At 37.6% G+C, this 21,604-nt stretch carries 20 protein-coding genes; 5 read left to right on the top strand and 15 right to left on the bottom strand.

The window, feature by feature from the left end:
* Positions 1–183: 183 nt before the first annotated feature.
* Both hcaR and FTT92_RS14755 read right to left on the bottom strand, forming a co-directional pair.
* Entirely contained in the window at positions 184–1,077 is an 894-nt protein-coding gene (gene hcaR, locus FTT92_RS14750; protein WP_180172471.1) for a DNA-binding transcriptional regulator HcaR, read from the bottom strand.
* Positions 1,078–1,388: 311 nt separating this feature from the next.
* Positions 1,389–2,225, bottom strand: coding sequence for an SDR family oxidoreductase (locus FTT92_RS14755; RefSeq protein WP_180115649.1), 837 nt, complete (start codon positions 2,223–2,225; stop codon positions 1,389–1,391).
* Positions 2,226–2,748: 523 nt separating this feature from the next.
* Here FTT92_RS14755 and FTT92_RS14760 point away from each other — a divergent pair.
* Positions 2,749–3,189 carry a DUF2147 domain-containing protein gene (locus tag FTT92_RS14760; RefSeq protein ID WP_078190743.1) on the top strand — a complete coding sequence of 147 codons (441 nt, stop codon included), beginning with the start codon at positions 2,749–2,751 and terminating at the stop codon, positions 3,187–3,189.
* An 87-nt stretch (positions 3,190–3,276) separates the two neighbouring features.
* On the opposite strand, the gene FTT92_RS14765 is transcribed toward FTT92_RS14760, so the two are convergent.
* Positions 3,277–4,332 (bottom strand): aromatic ring-hydroxylating dioxygenase subunit alpha, encoded by a 1,056-nt coding sequence (locus FTT92_RS14765; protein WP_180172472.1) that lies wholly within the window; start codon positions 4,330–4,332, stop codon positions 3,277–3,279.
* Between the two features lie 248 nt (positions 4,333–4,580).
* Here FTT92_RS14765 and FTT92_RS14770 point away from each other — a divergent pair, with 248 nt between their 5' ends.
* Positions 4,581–5,510 carry a LysR family transcriptional regulator gene (locus FTT92_RS14770; protein ID WP_180172473.1) on the top strand — a complete coding sequence of 310 codons (930 nt, stop codon included), beginning with the start codon at positions 4,581–4,583 and terminating at the stop codon, positions 5,508–5,510.
* 101 nt (positions 5,511–5,611) lie between these two features.
* On the opposite strand, the gene hpxO is transcribed toward FTT92_RS14770, so the two are convergent.
* A complete protein-coding gene (hpxO, locus tag FTT92_RS14775; RefSeq protein WP_180172474.1) occupies positions 5,612–6,769 on the bottom strand; it encodes an FAD-dependent urate hydroxylase HpxO in 1,158 nt (385 codons plus the stop codon).
* A gap of 208 nt (positions 6,770–6,977) precedes the next feature.
* On the opposite strand from hpxO, the gene alc reads away from it, so the two are divergent.
* Together alc and FTT92_RS14785 are read left to right on the top strand one after the other, a co-directional pair.
* Positions 6,978–7,985 (top strand): allantoicase, encoded by a 1,008-nt coding sequence (gene alc / locus FTT92_RS14780; protein ID WP_180172475.1) that lies wholly within the window; start codon positions 6,978–6,980, stop codon positions 7,983–7,985.
* A gap of 89 nt (positions 7,986–8,074) precedes the next feature.
* Positions 8,075–8,575: an ureidoglycolate lyase gene (locus tag FTT92_RS14785; RefSeq protein ID WP_180172476.1), complete on the top strand. Its 501-nt coding sequence runs from the start codon at positions 8,075–8,077 to the stop codon at positions 8,573–8,575.
* Positions 8,576–8,778: 203 nt separating this feature from the next.
* Here the strand turns inward: FTT92_RS14785 and FTT92_RS14790 are convergent, their stop codons facing one another.
* From FTT92_RS14790 to FTT92_RS14815, 6 genes are all read right to left on the bottom strand, one after another.
* Entirely contained in the window at positions 8,779–10,158 is a 1,380-nt protein-coding gene (locus tag FTT92_RS14790; RefSeq protein ID WP_180172477.1) for a nucleobase:cation symporter-2 family protein, read from the bottom strand.
* Between the two features lie 30 nt (positions 10,159–10,188).
* A complete protein-coding gene (uraH, locus tag FTT92_RS14795) occupies positions 10,189–10,509 on the bottom strand; it encodes a hydroxyisourate hydrolase (protein WP_180172478.1) in 321 nt (106 codons plus the stop codon).
* A complete protein-coding gene (gene uraD / locus FTT92_RS14800) occupies positions 10,506–11,009 on the bottom strand; it encodes a 2-oxo-4-hydroxy-4-carboxy-5-ureidoimidazoline decarboxylase (RefSeq protein ID WP_180172479.1) in 504 nt (167 codons plus the stop codon). The genes uraH and uraD overlap by 4 nt, the downstream gene beginning before the upstream one ends.
* Positions 11,010–11,151: 142 nt before the next feature.
* On the bottom strand, positions 11,152–12,114 hold the full coding sequence (gene puuE / locus FTT92_RS14805) for an allantoinase PuuE (RefSeq protein WP_180172480.1): 963 nt from the start codon (positions 12,112–12,114) through the stop codon (positions 11,152–11,154).
* A gap of 96 nt (positions 12,115–12,210) precedes the next feature.
* Positions 12,211–13,110, bottom strand: a complete 900-nt coding sequence (locus tag FTT92_RS14810; protein ID WP_180172481.1) for a hypothetical protein — start codon at positions 13,108–13,110, stop codon at positions 12,211–12,213.
* Between the two features lie 609 nt (positions 13,111–13,719).
* On the bottom strand, positions 13,720–14,115 hold the full coding sequence (locus FTT92_RS14815; RefSeq protein WP_180172482.1) for a hypothetical protein: 396 nt from the start codon (positions 14,113–14,115) through the stop codon (positions 13,720–13,722).
* Positions 14,116–14,380: 265 nt separating this feature from the next.
* Here FTT92_RS14815 and yddG point away from each other — a divergent pair, with 265 nt between their 5' ends.
* Positions 14,381–15,304, top strand: coding sequence for an aromatic amino acid DMT transporter YddG (gene yddG, locus FTT92_RS14820; RefSeq protein ID WP_180172483.1), 924 nt, complete (start codon positions 14,381–14,383; stop codon positions 15,302–15,304).
* Positions 15,305–15,327: 23 nt separating this feature from the next.
* Here yddG and FTT92_RS14825 read toward each other — a convergent pair whose 3' ends face one another.
* The 5 genes from FTT92_RS14825 to FTT92_RS14845 all read right to left on the bottom strand — a co-directional run.
* A complete protein-coding gene (locus tag FTT92_RS14825; RefSeq protein WP_180172484.1) occupies positions 15,328–16,626 on the bottom strand; it encodes an MgtC/SapB family protein in 1,299 nt (432 codons plus the stop codon).
* Between the two features lie 277 nt (positions 16,627–16,903).
* Positions 16,904–17,791: a DMT family transporter gene (locus FTT92_RS14830; protein WP_180172485.1), complete on the bottom strand. Its 888-nt coding sequence runs from the start codon at positions 17,789–17,791 to the stop codon at positions 16,904–16,906.
* 241 nt (positions 17,792–18,032) lie between these two features.
* A complete protein-coding gene (locus FTT92_RS14835; RefSeq protein WP_180172486.1) occupies positions 18,033–19,661 on the bottom strand; it encodes a long-chain-fatty-acid--CoA ligase in 1,629 nt (542 codons plus the stop codon).
* 405 nt (positions 19,662–20,066) lie between these two features.
* The gene (locus FTT92_RS14840) at positions 20,067–20,813 is read right to left on the bottom strand and encodes an OmpA family protein (RefSeq protein ID WP_257231751.1); all 747 of its coding nucleotides are present in this window, start codon (positions 20,811–20,813) and stop codon (positions 20,067–20,069) included.
* 20 nt (positions 20,814–20,833) lie between these two features.
* A partial coding sequence (locus FTT92_RS14845) for a type VI secretion system-associated protein TagF (protein ID WP_180172488.1) occupies positions 20,834–21,604 on the bottom strand: 771 nt, incomplete at its 5' end.

Consider the following 21,604-nt stretch of genomic DNA (forward strand, 5'->3'; position numbering starts at 1 on the left):
CTAGACAAAATGACACCAAATGAGTTTTACTATGATCAGCTACCCCAACAAAACAAGGTGGCTTAACTAGAGCGGAATATCACTTATAAATACGCTTTTAGTTGTTCAAACAAGTGGGACCACCTCTTTACCCCCCTGAGAAGATTATTTATTGAATAGAATCACTTAACTAAATGATAAACTTCAATCAAACTTCAAATGAAAAAAATCGTTAATTAAATTTATAAATGCTTGCACACTAGGTGATGTATTTGTACTGCGCTTACTCATATATAAGTTGATTGTTGGAAGGTCCGTATCTAACTTTTTGACAATAATATTTTCATAAGCAATATCTGCAATATAACTCGGTAAAATCGTACACGACTGTGTGATATTGATTGAATTAATGTTGAATAAAATATTACTGGCGCGCTGGATGATTTTTAAGTTGATCTTTTTGTCTTCTGCAAATTTTAAAATCTTATGATGCAAAACTGACGACACTTCCTCAGCCGGAATAATAAAATCTATTTCTTCTAAAGATTTGACTGATATTTTATTTTGATTTGCAAATGGATGCTGATTATTCATCAAGAAAATCAAAGGCTCTTCAAATATCAACTGGCTCGAAATTTCATGGTTATTAACATCTGCCCTTGATATGGCGATATCAATACGCCCATTATGTAAATCACTGACGATTTGCGTGTCATTTAAGCTCAAAAGTTCAACTTTTAAGTCAGGAAATATCTCTGTGAGTTTCGGAATAATAAAAGGAAAAATTTTCATTTCTGCAACTGGTACAAAGCCAATGGTGATCTTTTGGTCTTTGGCTTTTTTGACTTGGCGCGTCATTGCAACTGCTTTATCGGCACTTTCTAAAATGTTTTTGGCATGTTCTAAAAACACAATTCCTTCATCGGTCAGTTCAACTTTACGTTTAGAGCGAATAAATAACTGTACGCCAATAAACTCTTCGAGATCTTTGATTTGTTGGCTAAGAGAAGGCTGAGCCGTATAAAATTTTAAGGCCGCTTGGCTAAAATTAAGTTCTTGTGCAACCATGACAAAATATTTTAAATGTCTTAATTCCATTTAAGTCACCTGTGTAGTCCAATCCTTAGGACGTTTTTAATACAATTCTGTTAGCAAGCTAAAATAGTCTTATATTTTGTGGTGAAGTGTTCATTTTTTATTTAAATATCATTTTTTCTCATATTTTACTTCTAAATAGTTCAAAATTTTTAATCAATTGAACTTATGCTAAATTTTTGTGATTTCAAAAGTGCATCTTCTTTAATACTGCTAAATTCATATTAGAAATACATTTTCAAATAAATATTTTGACAATACAGAATCAAAAAAAAGGGATCATGTTGCATCATCCCTTGTTATTGATCTTTGAATTATTTACGTTTTTTCTTACCACTGAGCAGATCTATGGCTTGGGCATATCGTGTAGGTGCAATCCGCTGAATTAAATCAATGATTTTGGCGTCATTGCCGATTAAAACACGACGTTTATTCTGTTTCACTGCATCTAAAATCACTTTTGCTGCAACTTCAGGCGGTGTTTTCAGCACTTTATTAAAGGCTTTCGTGGCTCTATCTGGATTCATACCCAACGCGCGAATACTGTCACTCATACGTGCGCTATTTGCAATATTGGTTCGAATTCCACCCGGATGCACGCAGGTAGCGCTCACTCCGACATTTTCCAAATCTAATTCTTGACGTAAAGATTCTGTAAAACCACGGACTGCAAACTTAGTTGCATTATAGGCACTTTGAGTCGGTTGAGCTGTCAAACCAAATAAGCTGGAAATATTCACAATATGTCCATCGCCACTTTGTCTTAAGTACGGTAAAAATGCTTTTGTCCCATACACCACGCCCCAGAAATTGATATTCATAATCCACTCAATTTCATCATAATGCATACCTTCTACTGTACTGGCTAGCGCGACACCCGCATTATTAAAGATCAAATTGACCTGACCAAATTCAGCTTGGGTTGCAGCCGCCCATTGCTCGACAGCGGCACGATCAGACACATCTAACTGGGTCTGAGTTATTTTCATACCGGTGTGCTTAATCATTTCAGACGTTTGTGCAAGGCCGTCGAGGTTCCGATCACTTAATGCTAGATTCGCACCTGCTTGAGCAAGTTGAATAGCTAACTGCTGCCCAATACCTGAACCTGCTCCAGTAATGGCTGCGACTTTGTTGTTAAAATTTTTCATCGTTATTCCTATACAGACTTAATCCAGTTCAGTGATCAAGCCGCATTTTCGTATTATTCATAGCACAAGCTTAACGAGTTCTAATCTATGAATGAAATGATTTTATTTAATTCTAAAATATGAATACTATACATAGCTCTTAAGCGGTATTTCTTCAAATCAAATGAATGTAATTCACCATGAATAGAGAAAAAAATGAAAGCTTAAATGAGCCTTTTAGCTCCTGCTTTTTTGCGGATTGTAGCTCCAATTTTTTAAATCAAATTGCGTTTGATATTTATAAAAGTGATACAAACCCCAAATGTTATAAACAAAGCTCAACATTTATTCTATTTTTCTACACGATCCAGATTCTAGATATTCAAAATCAGTATATAAAATCCACAATATATACTTATTTTTTTGTGAATATAGTCCTTGAAGAAAGCAAGGCTGATGCTTTGTAATTTTCCAAGTCTTGTGTATCCACCCTTTGGAAGATCAGGGATGCACATCTCTTACTATGTTCAATAGAGGTTCTAAAATGATAAAAACAACTCTTAGCCTAATCGGTTTATCACTGGTGTCTAGCTTAGCATTGGCTGCTGATCCATTGCATGGTACTAAATGGAAAACCATCGATGACCAAACAAAAAAACCTTTATCTGTAGTTCAATTTAACGAAACCTCAAATGGCGTTTTATCTGCAAAAATCGTTGATGTACTCACCCCGGGTGAAGCAGAAAACTGCCAAAAATGTGTTGGTAAATTCCACAATAAACCATTACTCGGTGTACAAATCGTGAATGGTTTGAAAAATACCGGTAAAAATACCTATGATGGCGGTAAAATTACTGACCCGAAAAATGGTAAAACCTATAGCTTCAATGCCAAAATGTCGAATGACGGTAAGACCTTAAATGGTCGTGGCTATATTGGTGTATCTGCGCTTGGACGCAGCCAAACATGGATACGTGTAAACTAATCCTTAGCCTACAAATTCAAAAAGCGACTCGATTGAGTCGCTTTTTTGCATGAATACTTCAAATATAAAATTATTCGAATATAAAATTTAAACGGTATAACGTTTGCTTAGCCCCCATTCGGCTAATATGCGACGATAGGTTGTGGATGAGCGATCTGCTTCGAAATGCGCCTCCATACTGATATCCAGTGGCAATTCCTCAGGTTTTTGACTTTCCACCATGTCCTGATCTTCAGCAAAAATTTGTGCATTAAAATCATAGACCGCTTGTAAATCTCCTGTGGTATCAAAATTACGAGTTAAAGGCACAAATAAACGGGTTTTATTATGCGATACAGGGCAACAGGCATTTAAGATTTTCAACACCCCATTTTCAGGAAAATCAATGGTTAAAATTGCTGAAAATGGCGGATAGACATCAAATGTTCTTTTCCATAAAAAATCTTCTGGCGCTAAATGTTGTAAGCCATGCGGATAATTACTCACATCACTGAGATATTCTGTATGTAGTCCATAGTCTGTACGCACTGTCGAATATTTTTGCACTTTTTGGTTTTCACGGTCTGCAAAGCTTTCATGATGCACCCATGCGAAATGTGCTACATCAATAAAGCCTTCGAGCTGACGTCCACTTGAACCTCCAATATTTACATAAGGTGGCAATATAGATTGGTGCTGCTCGGTATCCCACGTGTCTAAATCTGGAAAATTGGCCGTAGATTCGTCTCGGTTAAATAAACTGGTCCACACCAATCCATATTTCAATACAACTGGAAATTTAGTTAATGAAAAACGCTCTGAAATTTGTGTCAGCTCAGGCTGTGCAGGAATTTTTACACACTTTCCTGCGCCGTTATAATGTAAACCATGATATGGACAAATAATGTCTTCACCCTTGACCCAGCCTTTAGTTAATGGCACCCCTCGATGTGGACAGATATCACGAACCAAATGAATTTTTCCACTTTCAGTTTGATATAACGCCATTTTTACATCGAGTAATTGCACTTGTTGCGGTTCAATCGAAACATCTTCTACACGTGCAACGGGATACCAATGCTGCGCCAAAATATTCCAGTCGTTAGCATCAAATGTACTGCACTGAGGTTGGATAAATAAATTGAGTACTGGAATGGCATTCATAGTTCATCTCGACATTTTCAATATTTCTTCAGCATTTAGCGTCATTGAAATTTTGCTAAATCCTTATTTTCTAAGTAGAAATTAAATTCTAAACACATTTCTGTCTATTAGAATGATTTGCATAGATTGTTCTGTTTTTTAGAACATTAAGCGTTAATTACTGCTTGATTTGATAAAGCTGGCATGAATATCGCTTAAAATACATAAAATTATGATTCGCTGATGACGCGATAGAGATTGAAGCCTGTATGTCGATTACCTTTTCTAGATTTTCTGAATATTTTATGGCGGTTGCACGGACTGGGAGTCTACGCAAAGCTGCTGAACAACTTTTTATTTCAGTCTCGGCAGTACATCGACAAATCGTTTTGGCAGAGGATGAACTGGGGGTTGCCCTATTTGAACGACTCCCTCAGGGCTTAAAACTGACGCTTGCGGGTGAATTACTGTATGCCGATTTATTAAAATGGCAAAAAGAATATCAGCTGACGCGTATTCGATTTGATGAAATCCAAGGTTTAAACCGTGGAAACATTGAAATGGGCTTTATTGCGGCTTTAAATGACAGTTTTGTCGTCGACTGCATTCAAAAGATGGCTGAAACTTATCCGTGGATCAACCTCAACATCAGCATGAATAGCAGTGAAGATATTTCCAGAAAAATCGTCGATGCAGAATTAGATTTTGGCATTATTTTAAATCCCAAAAGCCATAGCCAATTAGAGATTTTATCCTTTATAGAAATTCCGTTGGGCTTTGTGATGTCGCCGCATCATACCTTGGGTGGGATGGATAAAATTTATCTTTCAGATACGTTAAATGAACGGCATATTTTGCCGAGTGATCCACTCATTATTAGTGAATATGTACAGACTTTATATAAACATCATAAGTTTAGTCCGATTCAAAAGATCGAATGTAATGACATTAGAATGATATTGTCATTGGTTCAACAGCAATTAGGCATCAGTTTGATGTCATATATGGATGCTTTACCACTACTGGAGAATAATAAGATTATTTTTAAACCGATCCGCGAAAAAGGTTTACACAGTTTGACCATCGCTTTATGTGTCGCATCGAAGCGCCAAACCTCTCGAATTTCTCAGATCATGATTAATCTTTTGGTGGAAAAAATGGAAGAAATTAAGATCAATTTAAAATCTTTGAACCCCTAAACCATTATTTAAGTTTTGGGGTCGCAAAACTTTCATAAAAAAAGCCAGTACAAATAAACCGTACTGGTTGCTGAAAGCTAAAGTTTTATTAGTTTATTTTTTTAATCCAATGGATTACCTACAATATTACTAATAATACCTTTCATAATATGATTGCCTTGTTCCTTACGCAGTTCTGCATACCATTCACGCGTCACACTTTCATCTTTCATATGGGTCACATCACAGCGCTTACGCGCTCGCAGAACCAATTCATTGGCACGCTCATTACGTTTATTTTGATAACGATGCAATGAATCTTGTAAGCCCAAAGTATTGATTTGCAAAGAACGAGCTAAATAAATTGCATCTTCCATTGCTTGGCAGCCGCCTTGTCCAATATCCGGCGTTGTACTGTGTGCTGCATCACCCACAATCACCACGCGACCTTTGTAGAAATCTGCAAAAGGTTCAATATCATGAATTTCTACCCGATTGGTTTTTTGGGCATCTACAGCATCAATTAGCTTTTGCACCGGTTCACACCAGCCCTTAAAGTATTCTTTAAATAAGGCCTTATATTGTGTGCGGTCATTTTCTAAGCCTACTGCCAAAGGTACATCAAAGAAGAAATAGAATCGGTTGTCGGCAACGGGCATCAGCGAAACGCGTTTACCTTCACCTACAAATGTCGTCCATTGATCTGCCGCAGCAAATTCTTCTGAAATATCGACTAAACCGTTCCAATTGACATAACCTGCATAGCGGCGCTCAACTTGTTCCCCCAATACATACGCCCGTGTCAATGAATGTGTGCCATCGGCGCCAACCAATAAATCAGCCAGAACCTCACTTCCGTCAGCAAAATGTGTGATCACTTGATCATCTTGTTCTGAGAAGCTCACCATTTTTTTGCCTAGATGAATATTCTCACGACCAAATTCATCCATAAGCATATTTTGTAAGTCAGCACGTGAAACGGGATAAGGTCGCTGTCCAACTTCTTCGATTAAAGGAAACAGACTAAACTGCGTCATAACATCGCCCGTTAAGCCATCGATATAGGCTAAATGATCCATCTTGCCACCGAGCTTTTCGACTTGTTCGGTTAGCCCCAAATAGTTCAAACATTTGACACCGTTAGACCATAAAGAAATGGCGGCTCCAACAGGTAAAATTTGTTCTGCCTGTTCATAGATGGTTACTTGGTGTCCAAATTTTTTCAAAGCGATCCCAGTCGTTAGGCCCGCCATACCTGCACCAATAATTGTAATGTCCATCTATAACTCCCCTGTGTTTTTTTAAATATCTTTCTCCTAAAAAGCGAAAAGCATGCCATTTTTTCAAACAAACAATAAAAAATTCTAAAGTTGGCACAGGCTGTGCTTCTAAACACGTGTAAATGCTAGTTTTTATCAAATGTTAAATTTTTAACACTAAAAACAAAATGCATATGTTTTAAATGAAAATAGTGAATGGATTTTATATATGGCGACTTTACTCGCACCAAGTTTTGATATTCCTGCACAATTACAGACACTTACAAATTTAGCAGATGACCGTATTGGTGCAAAAATACTTGAATGTTCAGATGATTTTTTTGCAGAAGCAAAACGCATGCTGCAATTTAATGCACCTATCTTTGTCGAAGATAAATTTGATGATCATGGCAAATGGATGGATGGTTGGGAAACCCGTCGTAAACGCCATGCAGGTTATGATTGGGCAATTATCCAACTCGGTGTCGCTGGTCGAATTCAAGCCTTAGATATTGATACAACATTCTTTACAGGGAATTATCCAGCTTCCGCATCAGTTGAAGCCTGCTTTGCACCGAGTGGTGAACTAGCACAGGCAGCATGGGTCAATATCTTAGGCAATACCGTATTGGGCCCGAGCCAACACCATATATTGAAGGTCTCAACTGATCAGGTTTTTACCCATGTGCGTTTAAATATATATCCAGACGGCGGTATTGCACGATTTAAAGTCTATGGTGAAGTTCAGGTTCAAATTCAAGACAGTACGAGCACATTAGACCTCGTTGCACTAGAAAATGGTGGACGTGTTATTGCTTATAGTGATGCTCACTTTGGACATCCACGAAACTTAATTAACCCTGGTCGCGGCATCAATATGGGAGATGGTTGGGAAACTAAACGTCGCCGTGCACCAGGTTTTGACTGGTGCATTTTGGCTTTGGGCCAATCTGGTGCAATAGAGAAAATTGATATTGATACTGCCCATTTTAAAGGCAACTTCCCTGCGCAGGTTTCCATACAAGCGATTTATGTAGAAGATACCACTGACCCTCAACTGATTCCGCAAAGTATGTTCTGGCCGTTTTTACTCGATGCACAAGACATGCAGATGGATCATATTCATAGCTTTGTCAGTGAGATTTTAAAGCATGAAAAAATATCGCATATCCGCATCAATATGATTCCTGACGGGGGCATTAGTCGCATACGGTTATGGGGAAAAATACATCTTTAATTGCAGTGTTAATCAAATAGGAAGCCTTCGGGCTTCCTATTTGTATTGTTTCAATTTTTTTAATTAAATGCCCTATAAGATATCTAAACATGACACACAGCATAAAATTACAAGCTCTAAGTATTGAAGGCTTTGCGCCTTTTGGTGAGGTTATTTGTACAACTGGACATGATTTTTTCCACATCAATGACGCACATACAGAGCGATATCATGCGCTCGTGGAAGCAGAAATTTCAGGTGATGCGGTTGCTGGAATTAGCATCTTCAGAAATATCAAAACGACTGAGTTGCCTTTTACGATTTCGATGTTAGAGCGGCATCCCAACGGCTCGCAAGCTTTTATTCCAATGCAAGCACAGGCTTTTTTAGTGGTTGTTGCACCTGCGTTAGATGATTACAGTCCCGATCTTACACAGCTATATGCTTTCATTACTGATGGTAGCCAAGGAGTCAATTATCGTGCAGGAACATGGCATCATCCTCTCCTAACACTCGAAGCACCGAGTAGCTTTGCCGTCATCGATCGTATTGGCGCTGGGCATAATTGTGATGTGTTTCAGTTCCCAACGCCTATTCACATTTCAAATTAATGTATTTTTAGCTTAAATACTTAGAGTTCAACAGACTAAAAATCACTTAACCATCTGTTAATACATTCTTTATTTAACCTATTGATATAGTTTAATTAAAAAATATCGCAATAAAAAAGCCCTCTACTTCGAGGGCTTTTTTAAACTATAAAGTTTTTATTTTATGAATCATCATGAGGTTTAAGACTTAAAACCTGCCATGATTAATGTTGCACATCTATCGCCATGCTTGGTTTTTTAACCTGATCTTTGCTCATAGTCACTTCTTTATTTTTAAATAAATTCAGATGATTGAACACAATATTTAAAATAATCGCCATCAAACAAGTCGAACTAATGCCTGAATGAAAGAGTGTTTGCACCCATTTCGGGAAGTTTGCATAGAACGAATGATCGATAATTGGAATCATCCCTGCTGCAATCGCAGTCGCAACAATGATGAGGTTCTTTTGCTCGTTATAGTCAATTTTCGCCAAGGTACGAATACCACTAGCCGCGACCGTTCCAAACAAAACTAAACCAGCACCGCCTAAGACAGGGACAGGAATCGCTGCAATCAGTCGCCCCATAATTGGCAGAACGCCTAATACGACTAAAATCATTCCACCCGCTGCGACAACAAAGCGACTTTTCACGCCTGTAATCGCTACTAAACCGACATTTTGAGCAAAAGCACTTTGCATGAATGAACCGAAGATTGGTGCTGCTGCACTAGATAGCATATCTGCACGTAAGCCATTGGTAATACGCTCAGCATCTACTTTAGTACCAACAATTTCACCGACAGCAATAATGTCTGCCGTCGTTTCAGTCATAATCACTAAAGTCACAATCAGCATGGCAATAATGGCACTTAACTCAAAAGTTGGCATACCGAAAGCAAAGAAGCTTGGAAATTGAATCCAGTTACCATTTGCAACTTTAGAAAAATCGCCAAAGCCAAAGGCATAAGCGAGCACTGTACCGAAGACGATGGCTAACAAAATAGATAAACGTCGAATGGTTGCATTACGGGTTAAATTCAACGCAATCACAATACCCAAAGTTAAAAATGCCAAACTGATGTTCTCAGCACTTCCCCAGTCTGGTGCTTTATTATTGCCCCCCATCATCCAGCGTACCGCGACAGGCAGCAATGAAAGACCAATCACAGTGATCACACAGCCAGTCACAATCGGTGGGAAAAAACGAATAATTTTTGAAAAATATGGAGCTAGAAAAAAGCCAATCAATGATGCAACAATCACCGCACCATAAACAGCAGAAAGCCCACCGCCTGCGGTTATTATGGCAATCATCGTCGCCACACCTGCAAATGAAACACCTTGAACTAAGGGTAATTTTGCACCGATATATTTCACACCTACGGTTTGTAGGATGGTCGCCAAGCCACCGACAAAAAGCGCCGCCGCAATCAATAAACCGATCTGCGCAGGTTCAAGTCCCGCGGCTGTACCAATAATCAATGGCGGAGCGATAATACCGCCATACATGGTTAATACATGCTGTAGTCCATAGGCAAGGCTTTTCCCTGCGCCTAAATATTCATGTTCTGGTGAAACTGTTTTATCTTGTTCTGTCATTTTTATATCCCCTATTTTTTAACTTTGCTCTTAGCTGCCACGATACGTTGAATATGCAAATGGGCTAATGAGTAAAGGAATATGAAAATGCTGCGAGGCATCTTTTACATAAAAATGAATCACAGCTTTTGGAAAAAAGGTTTCTGTATTTAAAGTTTGAAAATATTCAGCTGTCGCAAATTCAAGGCTATAAGCCCCTGCTATAAAGTTCTTCAACGCAAAATCATTAACGCGACCATCAGCATTGGTTTGGGCAGAACCCAACAACTTACCTTCCGCATTAAATAATTGAATTCTGACATTCGCTGCGGGTTTGCCTAGATTGGTATCTAAAATATGTGAGCTAATCATGTGCTAAGCTCCTGTTTTAATCTTAATAAGGCAATTTCAGCCAATTGATGATGAACAATTCGTTTTTCAGTTTCAGGATCATTCAATAATCGATATTGCAGTGCCTGTAGTACATCTTCACTACTGAGGCCAGAGGCTTTGATTAAAAAGAGATATCCGTACTTTTTCTCATACGCGATATTGCCTTTGAGCAATGCAAATTGAGTTTCTTCATCTGCTGAAATTTCAGACTGTTCTCGATTAGAAAATTGTTGTTCCACACTACTTAATTCAGCCTGTGCCTTTTTTTCACCAATCCGTGGATGGTTATCTAGAGCATTTTTGATTTCATCCCAAGTCCAAGCATTTGCAGCTTTTAGTGCTTGCTCTGTGATTTGCGTGACAGAGGTATAAGGGCGCTGCGCCACAATGTGTTCTGCCCAGCCTTCAATTTGCACACAGTGCTTTAAAAAAGTTTTTACATCTGCTTCGGATGCTTGATTAAATTCAACAAGTTGCACTATAAAATCGCCTAAAATTATTGAATGATTGTTCAAATTTAGTTCTGCAATATCAATGCCAACCTAGGTCTATGATGTCAGTTACCTAAGTTCAGGCCTAAAAAAGAGGAGCTAAGCTCCTCTTTATCCAAATATTTTTTTATTAGACTGCATGATGTGTATACCAATGTTCCGCGATATCACCACGGCGACAGATCCAGACTTTTTCATGTGATTGCACATAATCTAAGAATCGTTGTAGTGCTTTAAAACGGCCTGGTCGCCCTAAAATACGACAATGCATCCCAATCGATAACATTTTTGGCGCGCTTTCACCTTCTGCATATAGCACATCAAAAGCGTCTTTAAGGTATTGATAAAATTGTTCACCACTGTTGAAACCACCCGGTGAACAAAACTTCATATCATTGCTTTCGAGTGTATAAGGAATAATTAAATGTGGACGGGTTTGACCACTTTCATTCGTCAAATGACTCCAAAAAGGCAGGTCATCACCATAGTGATCGCAGTCATATTTAATTTGCGGAAATTCAGCCAATAGCTGACGTGTGTTGGGACTGTCACGCCCTGTGTACCAGCCAATAGGCGTCCTTCCAAATAAAGCTTCAAGCACACTAATCGCTTGATCCATGTGCTGACGTTCTAGCTCTATCGGCATATCCTGATAATGTAACCAGCGTTGACCATGTGAAACGACATCATAGTTGGCTTGTTTGATCGCATCGACGATATAAGGATTGCGCGCTAGAGCCATACCAACGCCAAAGATCGTCATGGGTAAATCACGTTTTTTAAATTCTTCATGAATCCGCCAAAAACCGGCTCTGGAGCCATATTCATACATCGAGTCCATCGACATGTGTTTGGCAGGAAAACTGGCCGCTCCAATAATATCGGATAAGAATTGTTCTGATCCTGCATCCCCATGTTCGATATGGTTTTCTCCACCCTCTTCATAGTTCAACACAAACTGCACTGCGATACGTGCCTGATTAGGCCATACGACTTGAGGTACATCGCCATGATATCCAATTAGGTCTCTGGAATAATCCTGTTGTTGGATCTGGTCAATTAAGTCTTGCCCGCGTAAGTAGCCTGTAGTCACTTCAACTTCCTAATTTGTTATATCAAACAGTAAAAAATTAGGTAGAAGCAAGCAAATTATACGCCAATATCGTAGACGGCTAAATAACTTTTCATATCAATGACCATTGCCTTTTTTTAAAATATTGAATGGTTGCCCTGAATCATCTGCAATGATTGAAATTTGCCAAATTTCATCTATTTCTGGAAAATTCTGATGCAGTTGATCAATGAAATAGTAATAACCCTGTGTATTTTCGGTAATATAAATGATTGTATTTGAACACAATATATAGAGTTGAATCTCATCAATGGTTCCAATATTTTGGCGTACGACATCTATACTTTGAATATCTTTCCATAATATAGTTTTTGTGCTTATTTCAGGCCCAATTATAGTATATGTGAAACCATCATTAAAATATTCAAAATCACCTTTATCCTGTCTTAGACTCTCAAATTCAATTGTTTTATTCTTTATATCTTGTTTTAAATCAATTGAATCTACAAACCAAATATGAGGATGACAAATTATTGCATTCCAAATAATAAAAATACAAAGTGTAAAAAACCATATATTAGCTATAATTACTATCGTAAGCACTGCCAATATAAATAAGATAAAACCCAAATTTAGGTTTAAAAATAATATAGTTGAAGTTCTTATTGGTAGTTGTACTTTCATTGGCAACTGCTTGAATAAAATATTACCATCATTCAATTTTTCGTTATATTTAAAGTAAAAACAAATTGCCAGTATTAAAAATGATATTAAGCCGATGGATGTAAAATGTTTTTCCCATATTTGCCAATTAGATAAAAAATATATAAAAATGACCATAAATATTGAAATTGAACAATACATCGTAAGTAAGGAATTTAAAAAAATATGCATTCTCATTGATTTTTTAATGGTATAACTATACTTAAATATACATAAATTTAAAGCATCATGATCAAATATCTTTGTAAAATCAACACACTTAACTCTGAAAATTAATTTATATTCATAAGTCATTTTTCACTCAGTTCCAAATAAAAGATTCAAACAATAAGATTGGCTAGCAATTGATTAATCCACGCTTTGGAGAAGACAAAAGATTTTGATTAGGCCCACCTCACATCCAAGTAAGTTACATAAGTTTTAGTGACTTATGGTGGTCTGTCTTAAGAATCTTTATGCAATAGAGCCATAAACGAGCAAAACTCTACAAAATATTAAAAAAAATATTTACTCATAATTTTTAAATTTTACTCTTCACTCAACAATGCAATATATTGAAAATAAATAAATTACAAAAATATAGATAAACCTAATATAATATTCATAAACTTCACTTTCTTTTTTTATCTTCCCGATCAACAAATAACTCCCATTATAAATTAGATCAACAAAGATAATAAAAAAAACTACTGCACCAATAAAACTCCAGAAACCTATCCCAAAAAAGTAATACTTTATTAAAAAAATCAAAAACTCAATAATAAAAAAAATAGCTATAATTAGCCTTTTATAATCGTGATAAACTCTAATTACAAATTTATCCATTATTGTTCCTTTTTAAACTATCGATCCATCTCATTACGAACTGCATCATTATTTACTTCTTCAGTAGACATCAATTATTTAATACACATCACGGCGGTAACGACCTGCTTTACGCAGTGTATGCAGTTGTTCAATGCCCAGTATCTCTTGCAAAGTGGCATCTACCGCTTTGGCCATATTCAAACTGCCGCAGATATAGAGACAAGCCCCTTGCTCTAGCCAATCAAACAATTCAGATTTTTTTACAACTAGGACATCTTGCACATACTTTTCAGCAAATCCATCACGAGAAAATACCCGATCGATTTCTGAAATTTTACCTTGGTTTTGTAATTCATGCAGTTCATCAGCAAAAATTGCCTCGAAATCTTGTTGATGCTCACCATAAATTAACCAGTTTTGATAGTGCTCTTTTGCGACACGTTGCTTAAGATGTGAAAGCAAACCCGCCATTCCTGAGCCATTGCCAATCATAATTGCCGACTTAACGCCCTCTGCTAAGTGAAAATTTGGATTCGCACGAATATAGGCATGAATACATTGTCCAAGTTTTAAATCGTGTGTTAATAAGCCAGAACCTAAACCTAGTTCATCGCCATGCTGCTCTTGACGTACGACGAGCTCTAAATCTTTTTAATTAAATAGAGTTTGATAATTTCACGCTTATACTAAACGACTGAATAAAGACTATAATAAAAATTAAAAATTCATTCGCCATTTGCGAAATCTTCGAGCAATCATGTCCAAAAATCTTGCAACGCTGATTGGATTCAGTGCAATCTTACAATGGTCTTCTATTGTTGGTTTACTTAAGAAAATTAGTTTCAGTATTGGCCCTGATCTTGCAGTGCTCTTTATGTATACATTGAGTGCAATTATTCTATTGCTCTTATTTAAAATTCCAAACCTTAAACTGGTTCCCCGCCAATTTTTGATATACGCCACTATTCTATTTGTGATTTATGAGTTGTGTTTTTCGTATGCCATTGCTTTGGCTCAAACTGCTCAACAAGCGATTGAAATCAGTTTAGTCAATTATTTATGGCCGAGTCTGACAATTGCCGCGTTAATATTATTTAAAGAATTAAAATTTAACTTTTTCGTAATCATTGGTTTAGCCATTAGTTTGGGCGGCATTATTTTAATCCAAACTGTTAACGGAAGTTTTAACTGGTCTACAGTCTTTACCAACATTCAGTCCAATCCATTAAGCTATTTTCTTGCTTTTATGGGCGCGAGTTTATGGTCACTCTACTGTGTGATTACACGTAAATACAGTCTTGGACATAACCCTATTTCATTCTTTTTCGTCGTGATCACGATTATGCTATGGCTAAAAATGTTGATATTTCACGGTATTCCGCGAATGCCTACCGTAGACTTACATACCGGTATGTATATGTTAATCGTGTCCATCGTGACTGCATTGGGCTATGCGGCTTGGAATGTAGGTATTATTAGAGGCAATATTACGATATTGGTGACTTTATCGTATTTTTGTCCGATTTTTTCTTCGGTTATTTCAATGTTTATTTTACAGACGCCACTGAGTTTAAGTTTTTGGCATGGTGCCATTTTGGTGACGTTAGGTTCGCTTGTATGTTGGATTTCAACCAGCTGGCCACAAATAAAAGCCAAATTAATGCAATTGCGCCATGAATAATATGAAGCAGTCACTTGGCTCATTTATCTTAAACTGAATAACAAAACCGCGATTAGGCACAGCATATGAAGTAACTGTATTGGTGCAAAATATAGAAAATATTTCCAGCCACCTGTGAGAAATGCATTCACACATTTTGAAATTGCATGGGCTGATAATCCAATCACCACAGCATAAACCAGTGTCAAATTATCGATATTACCTTGCATCACAACGGTTGCCATAGCTGCATGGACTTCAAAGAGTGATGCAAATAATGTCCCTAAAATTAAACCTTTATCACCTAAAGCGAGATTTAATCCATAAACAAGTGCTTGGATCAAAGTAAGCGTGATGGCAATGATTGCCGCCTGTTTTAAGCTAAACATTCGACTATCGGTATTTTCTAACGGCACTGGTTCATTTGCCTCTACACGAAGCATTTCCGGTTTGGAGTCATTATTAAGGTGAACTTTAGATGAGCCATAAATCAGATATAGCGCAGCAAGGACCAATATCAATATTCCGACGATACTTGGTATAACTAATATTTTAAACCAGGCAAAACTCACCCCAAGGACAATGATCAAAAGTTGAACCAATGTCGCAACACATGAAAAAAGTCCTGCCCCTGCATTACTTTTGGCACTGGCTTTTCCTGCTCGTACTTCCATGCCTAAGCTTGCGATTGTTGCTGTGCTCGACACAAAACCTGATGCCAAGGCCGATAAAATAATGGCTTTATCAGAAGATAGAAGCCGCTTGGCGATGTGCGCTAATGACTGCACCACCAAGATCAATATCAGTAATTTTAAAATCACATAGGGATTTAATACTGAACCCCAATAGGCTTGATTTGGAGTTAAAGGTAAGGCAATTAGGATCAATGCCAGTAAAAATACACCATCTCTTAACTCATAGTCTTTGATCCAATGTGCTGCAAAATGATGTAAGCCTTTTTTTCCAACTAATATGAGGGTCAACACCACAGCCAAACACGCAGCCAGTGGAATATTAAAAACACAAGCGGCGCCGATTAAATAAGTCATAACAAAAGCAAGTTCAGTAGTTGTGCCAATATCTTGTTTTTGTTGGCTTAATCCATAATAGCTAAACATGCTGACGACAATTGCACCGAGTACACCAACAGCTAAATGGATTAAAAAACACAATGCTCCAAACAGCGCACAAATGGTAAATGAGCGTAAACCGGCAAAGCTCTGTTCACTGTCCAAATTGTTGTTACGTTGACGCTCCAAACCGATGAGCAATCCACAGCCTAAAGCCGAAGCTAAAATCGTTAACAATGCTGGGAAGGATAATGTTTGTATGAGTATTTCCAAATTTAAGCCCTCCCATCAATACATTGTTTATTTTGGCAATATAAATAAAAATAATTAAAATAAATTTAACGCTAAAATTAGAAAAATAAATATATAGATTGAACAATTTGAGCATTTTCAATCATGTTCAAAGTTTAATCATCTTTTAAATCATAAACAATTCCATGATAAATATCTTAGTAAACATTAATTTTTCCCATATTTTAATTAAAAATATATTCGAAAAACTGACTTAAATTCGGCCTTTATTTGCCTTCATGACTGTTTAACGCACACATTAAGCCCAAATCACCATAATGGCCGCAATCACCACAAGGGCTAATCCCCAATGATCGGTTCTTACGAGTTTTTCCTTAAAGAAATATGCAGAGATTAAGAGGCTAAATAAGATTTCGATTTGACCTAGGGTTTTGACAATCGCAACCGTTTGCATACTCATAGCAGTAAACCAGCCCAAGGATGCTAGAAAGCTACAGACACTAACGCGAAATGTTAGACCGACTCTATCCCACATGGCAATGAGCGTTTTGCGGCTAAATAGACTGAGGTAGAGCAGCATAATCACACATTGAAAGCCAATTACACTCAACAATACCCACGCCGCACGATGCAAAGTCGGTAAATCACTTAGCTCTAAACTGGCTTCACGAACCAATAAAGAGGTAATAGCAAAACTTAATCCACTCCCTACACCGATGCATAACGTTGGCAAAGATAACTTTTGTCGTTGAGAACCTTTGCTTAAAAGAAAAACGGCTATGCCACCAACCAAAACACCAATCCAACCAAATAAAGTTAAATGTTCACTTAAGAAAATCACCCCAACAATGGCCGCAAATATGGCTTCACTTTTCGCTAAACCGACACCGATGGCATAATTCTTTTGCTTAAAAAGCAAGACCATTAAAATCGTCGCTAAAATTTGACTTAGTCCTGCAATCACCACATAGATCCAAAACATAGGTGTAAATGTGGTCACCTGAGTCACAGGCTGTTGTTGGTACAGCACAAATAAATAAATGCAGGCAAATGGGAGTCCAAAAATAAACCGAGCAAGGGTGACACCATACACATCAACAGTAGTACTGAGTTGTTTTTGAAATGCATTGCGCCATGACTGCATAAAAGCAGCCATTAAAGTGAATAAGATCCAAACTGGAAACATAAGAAAGGTGGTTTAACGGTGGATGCCTCATCAATTTACGCTTTTATTGAATTGAATGCGACCCAACACGGCTAGATTATTCATTGAACTTGGTTATGGATTCGTTGAAAAAAATTTATTTAAAAACCTCATATTAAGCATATGGTATTTATCAAAATTTAAGTTTTTATAAAAAAACGCAAAGGCATGTTACCTTTGCGTTTTACTCTTTACTAATATTTAGTTAGTGACTTATATTAAGTTAGCTATCTAGTAATACAGCACCAAATTGCTCACGTAGATCTTTTTTCAGCATTTTACCTGTTCCGCTCAAAGGAATAGCATCCACAAAAATCACTTTATCTGGCACCTGCCATTTAGCAACTTTATCTGCATAATAATCCAAAATTTCTGTATCAGATAAATCGACATCTGGCTTTTTAATTGCAATCAAAACAGGACGCTCATCCCATTTCGGATGGGTCGCTGCAATCACTGCCGCCATTGCAATTTTAGGATGTCCCATAGCTAAATTTTCTAACTCAACAGAAGAAATCCATTCACCGCCCGATTTGATCAAATCTTTTGAACGGTCACTAATTTTTAAGAAACCATCCTCATTCAGGGTTGCAATATCCCCGGTATCAAACCAACCATCTGAGGTTAATGCAGACTCTGTTTTGCCAAAGTAATTGCCAATAATCCAATGCCCTTGGATCTGTAAATTACCCGTCGTTTCGCCATCACGTGCAACTTCGTGTGTACCGTTTTCTTCATCGGTAATACGTAAATCGACCCCAAATGGTGGACGACCTTGTGATAATCGTACTTGTAATTGTTCTTCTTCAGATAATAACAAATGTTTGGCTTTAAACTGGTTTGAAGAACCTAATGGACTGGTTTCGGTCATTCCCCAAGCATGAATCGTTTCACAGTTAAATTGTTCTTTAAACACTTTTAACATCGCAGGTGGGCAAGCAGATCCACCCACCACATTACGCACTAAACTTTGGAGCTGACTGCCCGCTTGCTGCGCAGCATTGATTAATCCCTGCCAAATCGTTGGAACACCCAATGCAACGGATACTTTATAGTCATCAATCATTTGCGTCAGGCTTGCTCCATCTAAACCTGGGCCTGGCAGCACTAAAGTACATCCCACCATTGCCGCAGCATATGGCGTACCCCATGCGTTGACATGGAACATCGGCACAACAGGCATCATAATATCTCGCGCTGAGATATTTAATGAATCCGGCATACAAATCGCATAACTGTGTAAGACTGTTGAACGATGACTATACAACACGCCTTTCGGATTGCCTGTGGTACCCGAGGTATAACATAACGAACTAGCCGATAATTCATCTAATTCTGGCCATGTATAGTCTGCAGATTGCCCCGCGATAAGTTCATCATAAAACTTCACATCGGGCACCGCTTCAACAATCGCTGCATCTGGTCCATCTAAACAAATAAAATGTTCAACAGATTTTAATAATGGTTTTACTGCTTTGATTAAAGGCAAAAAGGTTTTATCAAATAACATGACGCGGTCTGCGGCATCATTGATGATAAAAATTAATTGTTCTGGAAATAAACGCGGATTAATGGTGTGACATACATAACCACTACCTGAAATAGCGTACCAAGACTCTAAGTGACGATGGTTATTCCAAGCGATGGTCGCAACACGATCTCCTAAATTTAAACCGAGTGAAGCAAGAACATTAGCAAATCGTTTTGAATTTTTATGGACATCACCCCAAGTGGTTTTCGTAATCGTCGTGTCTGTATTTTTTGAAATTACTAAACTATCCGCATGATAGCGACCTGCATGTTCAATCATGCTACTAATCAAAAGCGGTTTAAACATCATATTACCAAGCATTCTTTGCTCCCACATTCATCCATATTGAGTTGTTGTTTTTCCGCACTGTCCTGCAGATTTTTTAAAACTTTGCACCATGTCAAAAGTGATTATTCTTCATCGGCAAGGTTGAAAGCAGTAGATATGAAACGCATATCCAAAACTGATTCTTATGTTTTAACCTTAATTGATTTTAGAATCCACTGTTTTATTGCTCAAAATATGAATGCTTTAGTGGTATAAAATGCAAAAATTAAAGCTTTAGCCCTATTCAAAATATAGTCTTATTTAGTTATAACACTGCTGCTTTAAAAAATGTCGTTTTCAGTTATCAAATAATTGACTGAGTCAATTAGCATAAAAAAACCCAGTCTAGATACACTGGGTTCATTCATAGTATTAGCCGTTGTAGTTAAGTTAACATAGTTACAGTACTTCAAACTCAATACGACGGTTTTTCTTACGACCTTCAGGCGTAGCATTGTCTGCTACAGGCTTATTTGATCCCATCCCTTCAGTACTTAAGTTCGCCGCTGCAATATTTTTTGAAATCAGGTAGTTTTTAACTGCATTAGCACGATCTTGGCTTAAACTTAAGTTTTTCTCAGGATTCCCCGAGCTGTCTGTGTGACCAATAATTCGTACTTTTTTCCCACCGACGCGGTTCAGTGCGATAACCATTTCATCTAAGATCTGTACCCCAGATGGTGCTAAAATCGCGCTTCCAGATTCAAATTCAATAATACGATTACGTAAAGCCGCATTAATAATTGCCTGTTCAGCCTGATTGACAGAAAGCTGTGCATTGAAACGAAAAGGTGCTGTGACCAAAGACTGAAACTTGGTGGTCGTGGGTTGGATATCGTTTTGATTCGACATCTTGCCACTTAAATCGACTTGCGTTCCGCGAACAGAGAGTTTTCCCTGTTTTACTTTTTTTAAGTCATCATTAATCATTTGGCTTACGCTATTGCCCCAACCATTGGGTGCAGTAACCGCTCGAACCTGAATTTTATCAACCACATTTGCCTGACCATAGGTCAAATAGGCTTTATTTAATATTTCTTGCTTGGTTGCTTCATTCGGTACAGCGCCTTCAATCACAATAGGCTCTGCCCAAAGCAAAGTCGAACAACCTAAAATGCACACACTCGCAAGAAATTTGGGCAACATTGGTAAGATTCTTTGCATCATTATTCTTCTATAAAAGTCTGTCTAAAAAGTTTAATGCCATGAATAAGGCTGATCTGACGCTCACTCAAAGACTGTTCCAATACGGCTAAGCCTGCATTTTGTTCAAGATAAGGATCAATCCAACTGGCATCGATCAGGGAAACCCAATGATCACTTTGCATATTTTGGGTAAAAACATCATTGAGTGCAGTAATATCAGCACCTTGAAAACCAAATAGTAAAACAGGTGAATCACTGTGTAGGATGCCAATGAGTAACTCAGCATCTTGGTTTTCGACAAAACGACTAATTAAATTGACCCAAAAAGCCGCGATTTCATAGCAGTAACTAATATTATTGATCGGTAAGATCAACACTTTATTCAACCGAGACGTGCCCTGATGAATAATCGGTTGTAGCAGCAAACCGAGACCAATCATGCTTTGCGCCAACTGATAAGGCGTAAAATTCAATAAACGTGCAAATGAATGCAACGTATGGTGCTCATAAAAAGAAGAGGTTTCTTCTGTTCCGAACACTTGGATTTCGTTATTCAGTTTGCCTAATTTATCGAGCAAAATATCGGGATCGCGAATAGAACGCATCACTCGGTTACGCTGATATAAGTCAATTAAGGTTTGTTTATAACGATATGGTGCATACAAAATATTATCGAAAGGATCATCGATTTCTAGCAGATGAGCGAGCACCATTGGAAATTGACGCTTTGAACTGTCTTCACTGCTAATCAAATTGGCAACCAAAAAACGCTTATCTTTTGGACTGGCAAT

Origin of the sequence: Acinetobacter sp. YH12023 (assembly GCF_013420135.1) — a bacterium.
Taxonomy (GTDB): domain Bacteria; phylum Pseudomonadota; class Gammaproteobacteria; order Pseudomonadales; family Moraxellaceae; genus Acinetobacter; species Acinetobacter amyesii.

Bases quoted from the DNA above. Each gene is read 5' to 3' on its own strand.
- alc (WP_180172475.1), top strand. From the start codon at position 6,978: ATGGCGACTTTACTCGCACCAAGTTTTGATATTCCTGCACAATTACAG.
- FTT92_RS14765 (WP_180172472.1), bottom strand. From the start codon at position 4,332: ATGAATGCCATTCCAGTACTCAATTTATTTATCCAACCTCAGTGCAGT.
- FTT92_RS14760 (WP_078190743.1), top strand. From the start codon at position 2,749: ATGATAAAAACAACTCTTAGCCTAATCGGTTTATCACTGGTGTCTAGC.
- hcaR (WP_180172471.1), bottom strand. From the start codon at position 1,077: ATGGAATTAAGACATTTAAAATATTTTGTCATGGTTGCACAAGAACTT.
- FTT92_RS14835 (WP_180172486.1), bottom strand. From the start codon at position 19,661: ATGCTTGGTAATATGATGTTTAAACCGCTTTTGATTAGTAGCATGATT.
- yddG (WP_180172483.1), top strand. From the start codon at position 14,381: ATGTCCAAAAATCTTGCAACGCTGATTGGATTCAGTGCAATCTTACAA.
- uraH (WP_180172478.1), bottom strand. From the start codon at position 10,509: ATGATTAGCTCACATATTTTAGATACCAATCTAGGCAAACCCGCAGCG.
- FTT92_RS14840 (WP_257231751.1), bottom strand. From the start codon at position 20,813: ATGTTGCCCAAATTTCTTGCGAGTGTGTGCATTTTAGGTTGTTCGACT.
- FTT92_RS14770 (WP_180172473.1), top strand. From the start codon at position 4,581: ATGTCGATTACCTTTTCTAGATTTTCTGAATATTTTATGGCGGTTGCA.
- FTT92_RS14755 (WP_180115649.1), bottom strand. From the start codon at position 2,225: ATGAAAAATTTTAACAACAAAGTCGCAGCCATTACTGGAGCAGGTTCA.
- hpxO (WP_180172474.1), bottom strand. From the start codon at position 6,769: ATGGACATTACAATTATTGGTGCAGGTATGGCGGGCCTAACGACTGGG.
- FTT92_RS14785 (WP_180172476.1), top strand. From the start codon at position 8,075: ATGACACACAGCATAAAATTACAAGCTCTAAGTATTGAAGGCTTTGCG.
- FTT92_RS14810 (WP_180172481.1), bottom strand. From the start codon at position 13,110: ATGACTTATGAATATAAATTAATTTTCAGAGTTAAGTGTGTTGATTTT.
- FTT92_RS14815 (WP_180172482.1), bottom strand. From the start codon at position 14,115: ATGATTGGCAATGGCTCAGGAATGGCGGGTTTGCTTTCACATCTTAAG.
- FTT92_RS14790 (WP_180172477.1), bottom strand. From the start codon at position 10,158: ATGACAGAACAAGATAAAACAGTTTCACCAGAACATGAATATTTAGGC.
- FTT92_RS14830 (WP_180172485.1), bottom strand. From the start codon at position 17,791: ATGTTTCCAGTTTGGATCTTATTCACTTTAATGGCTGCTTTTATGCAG.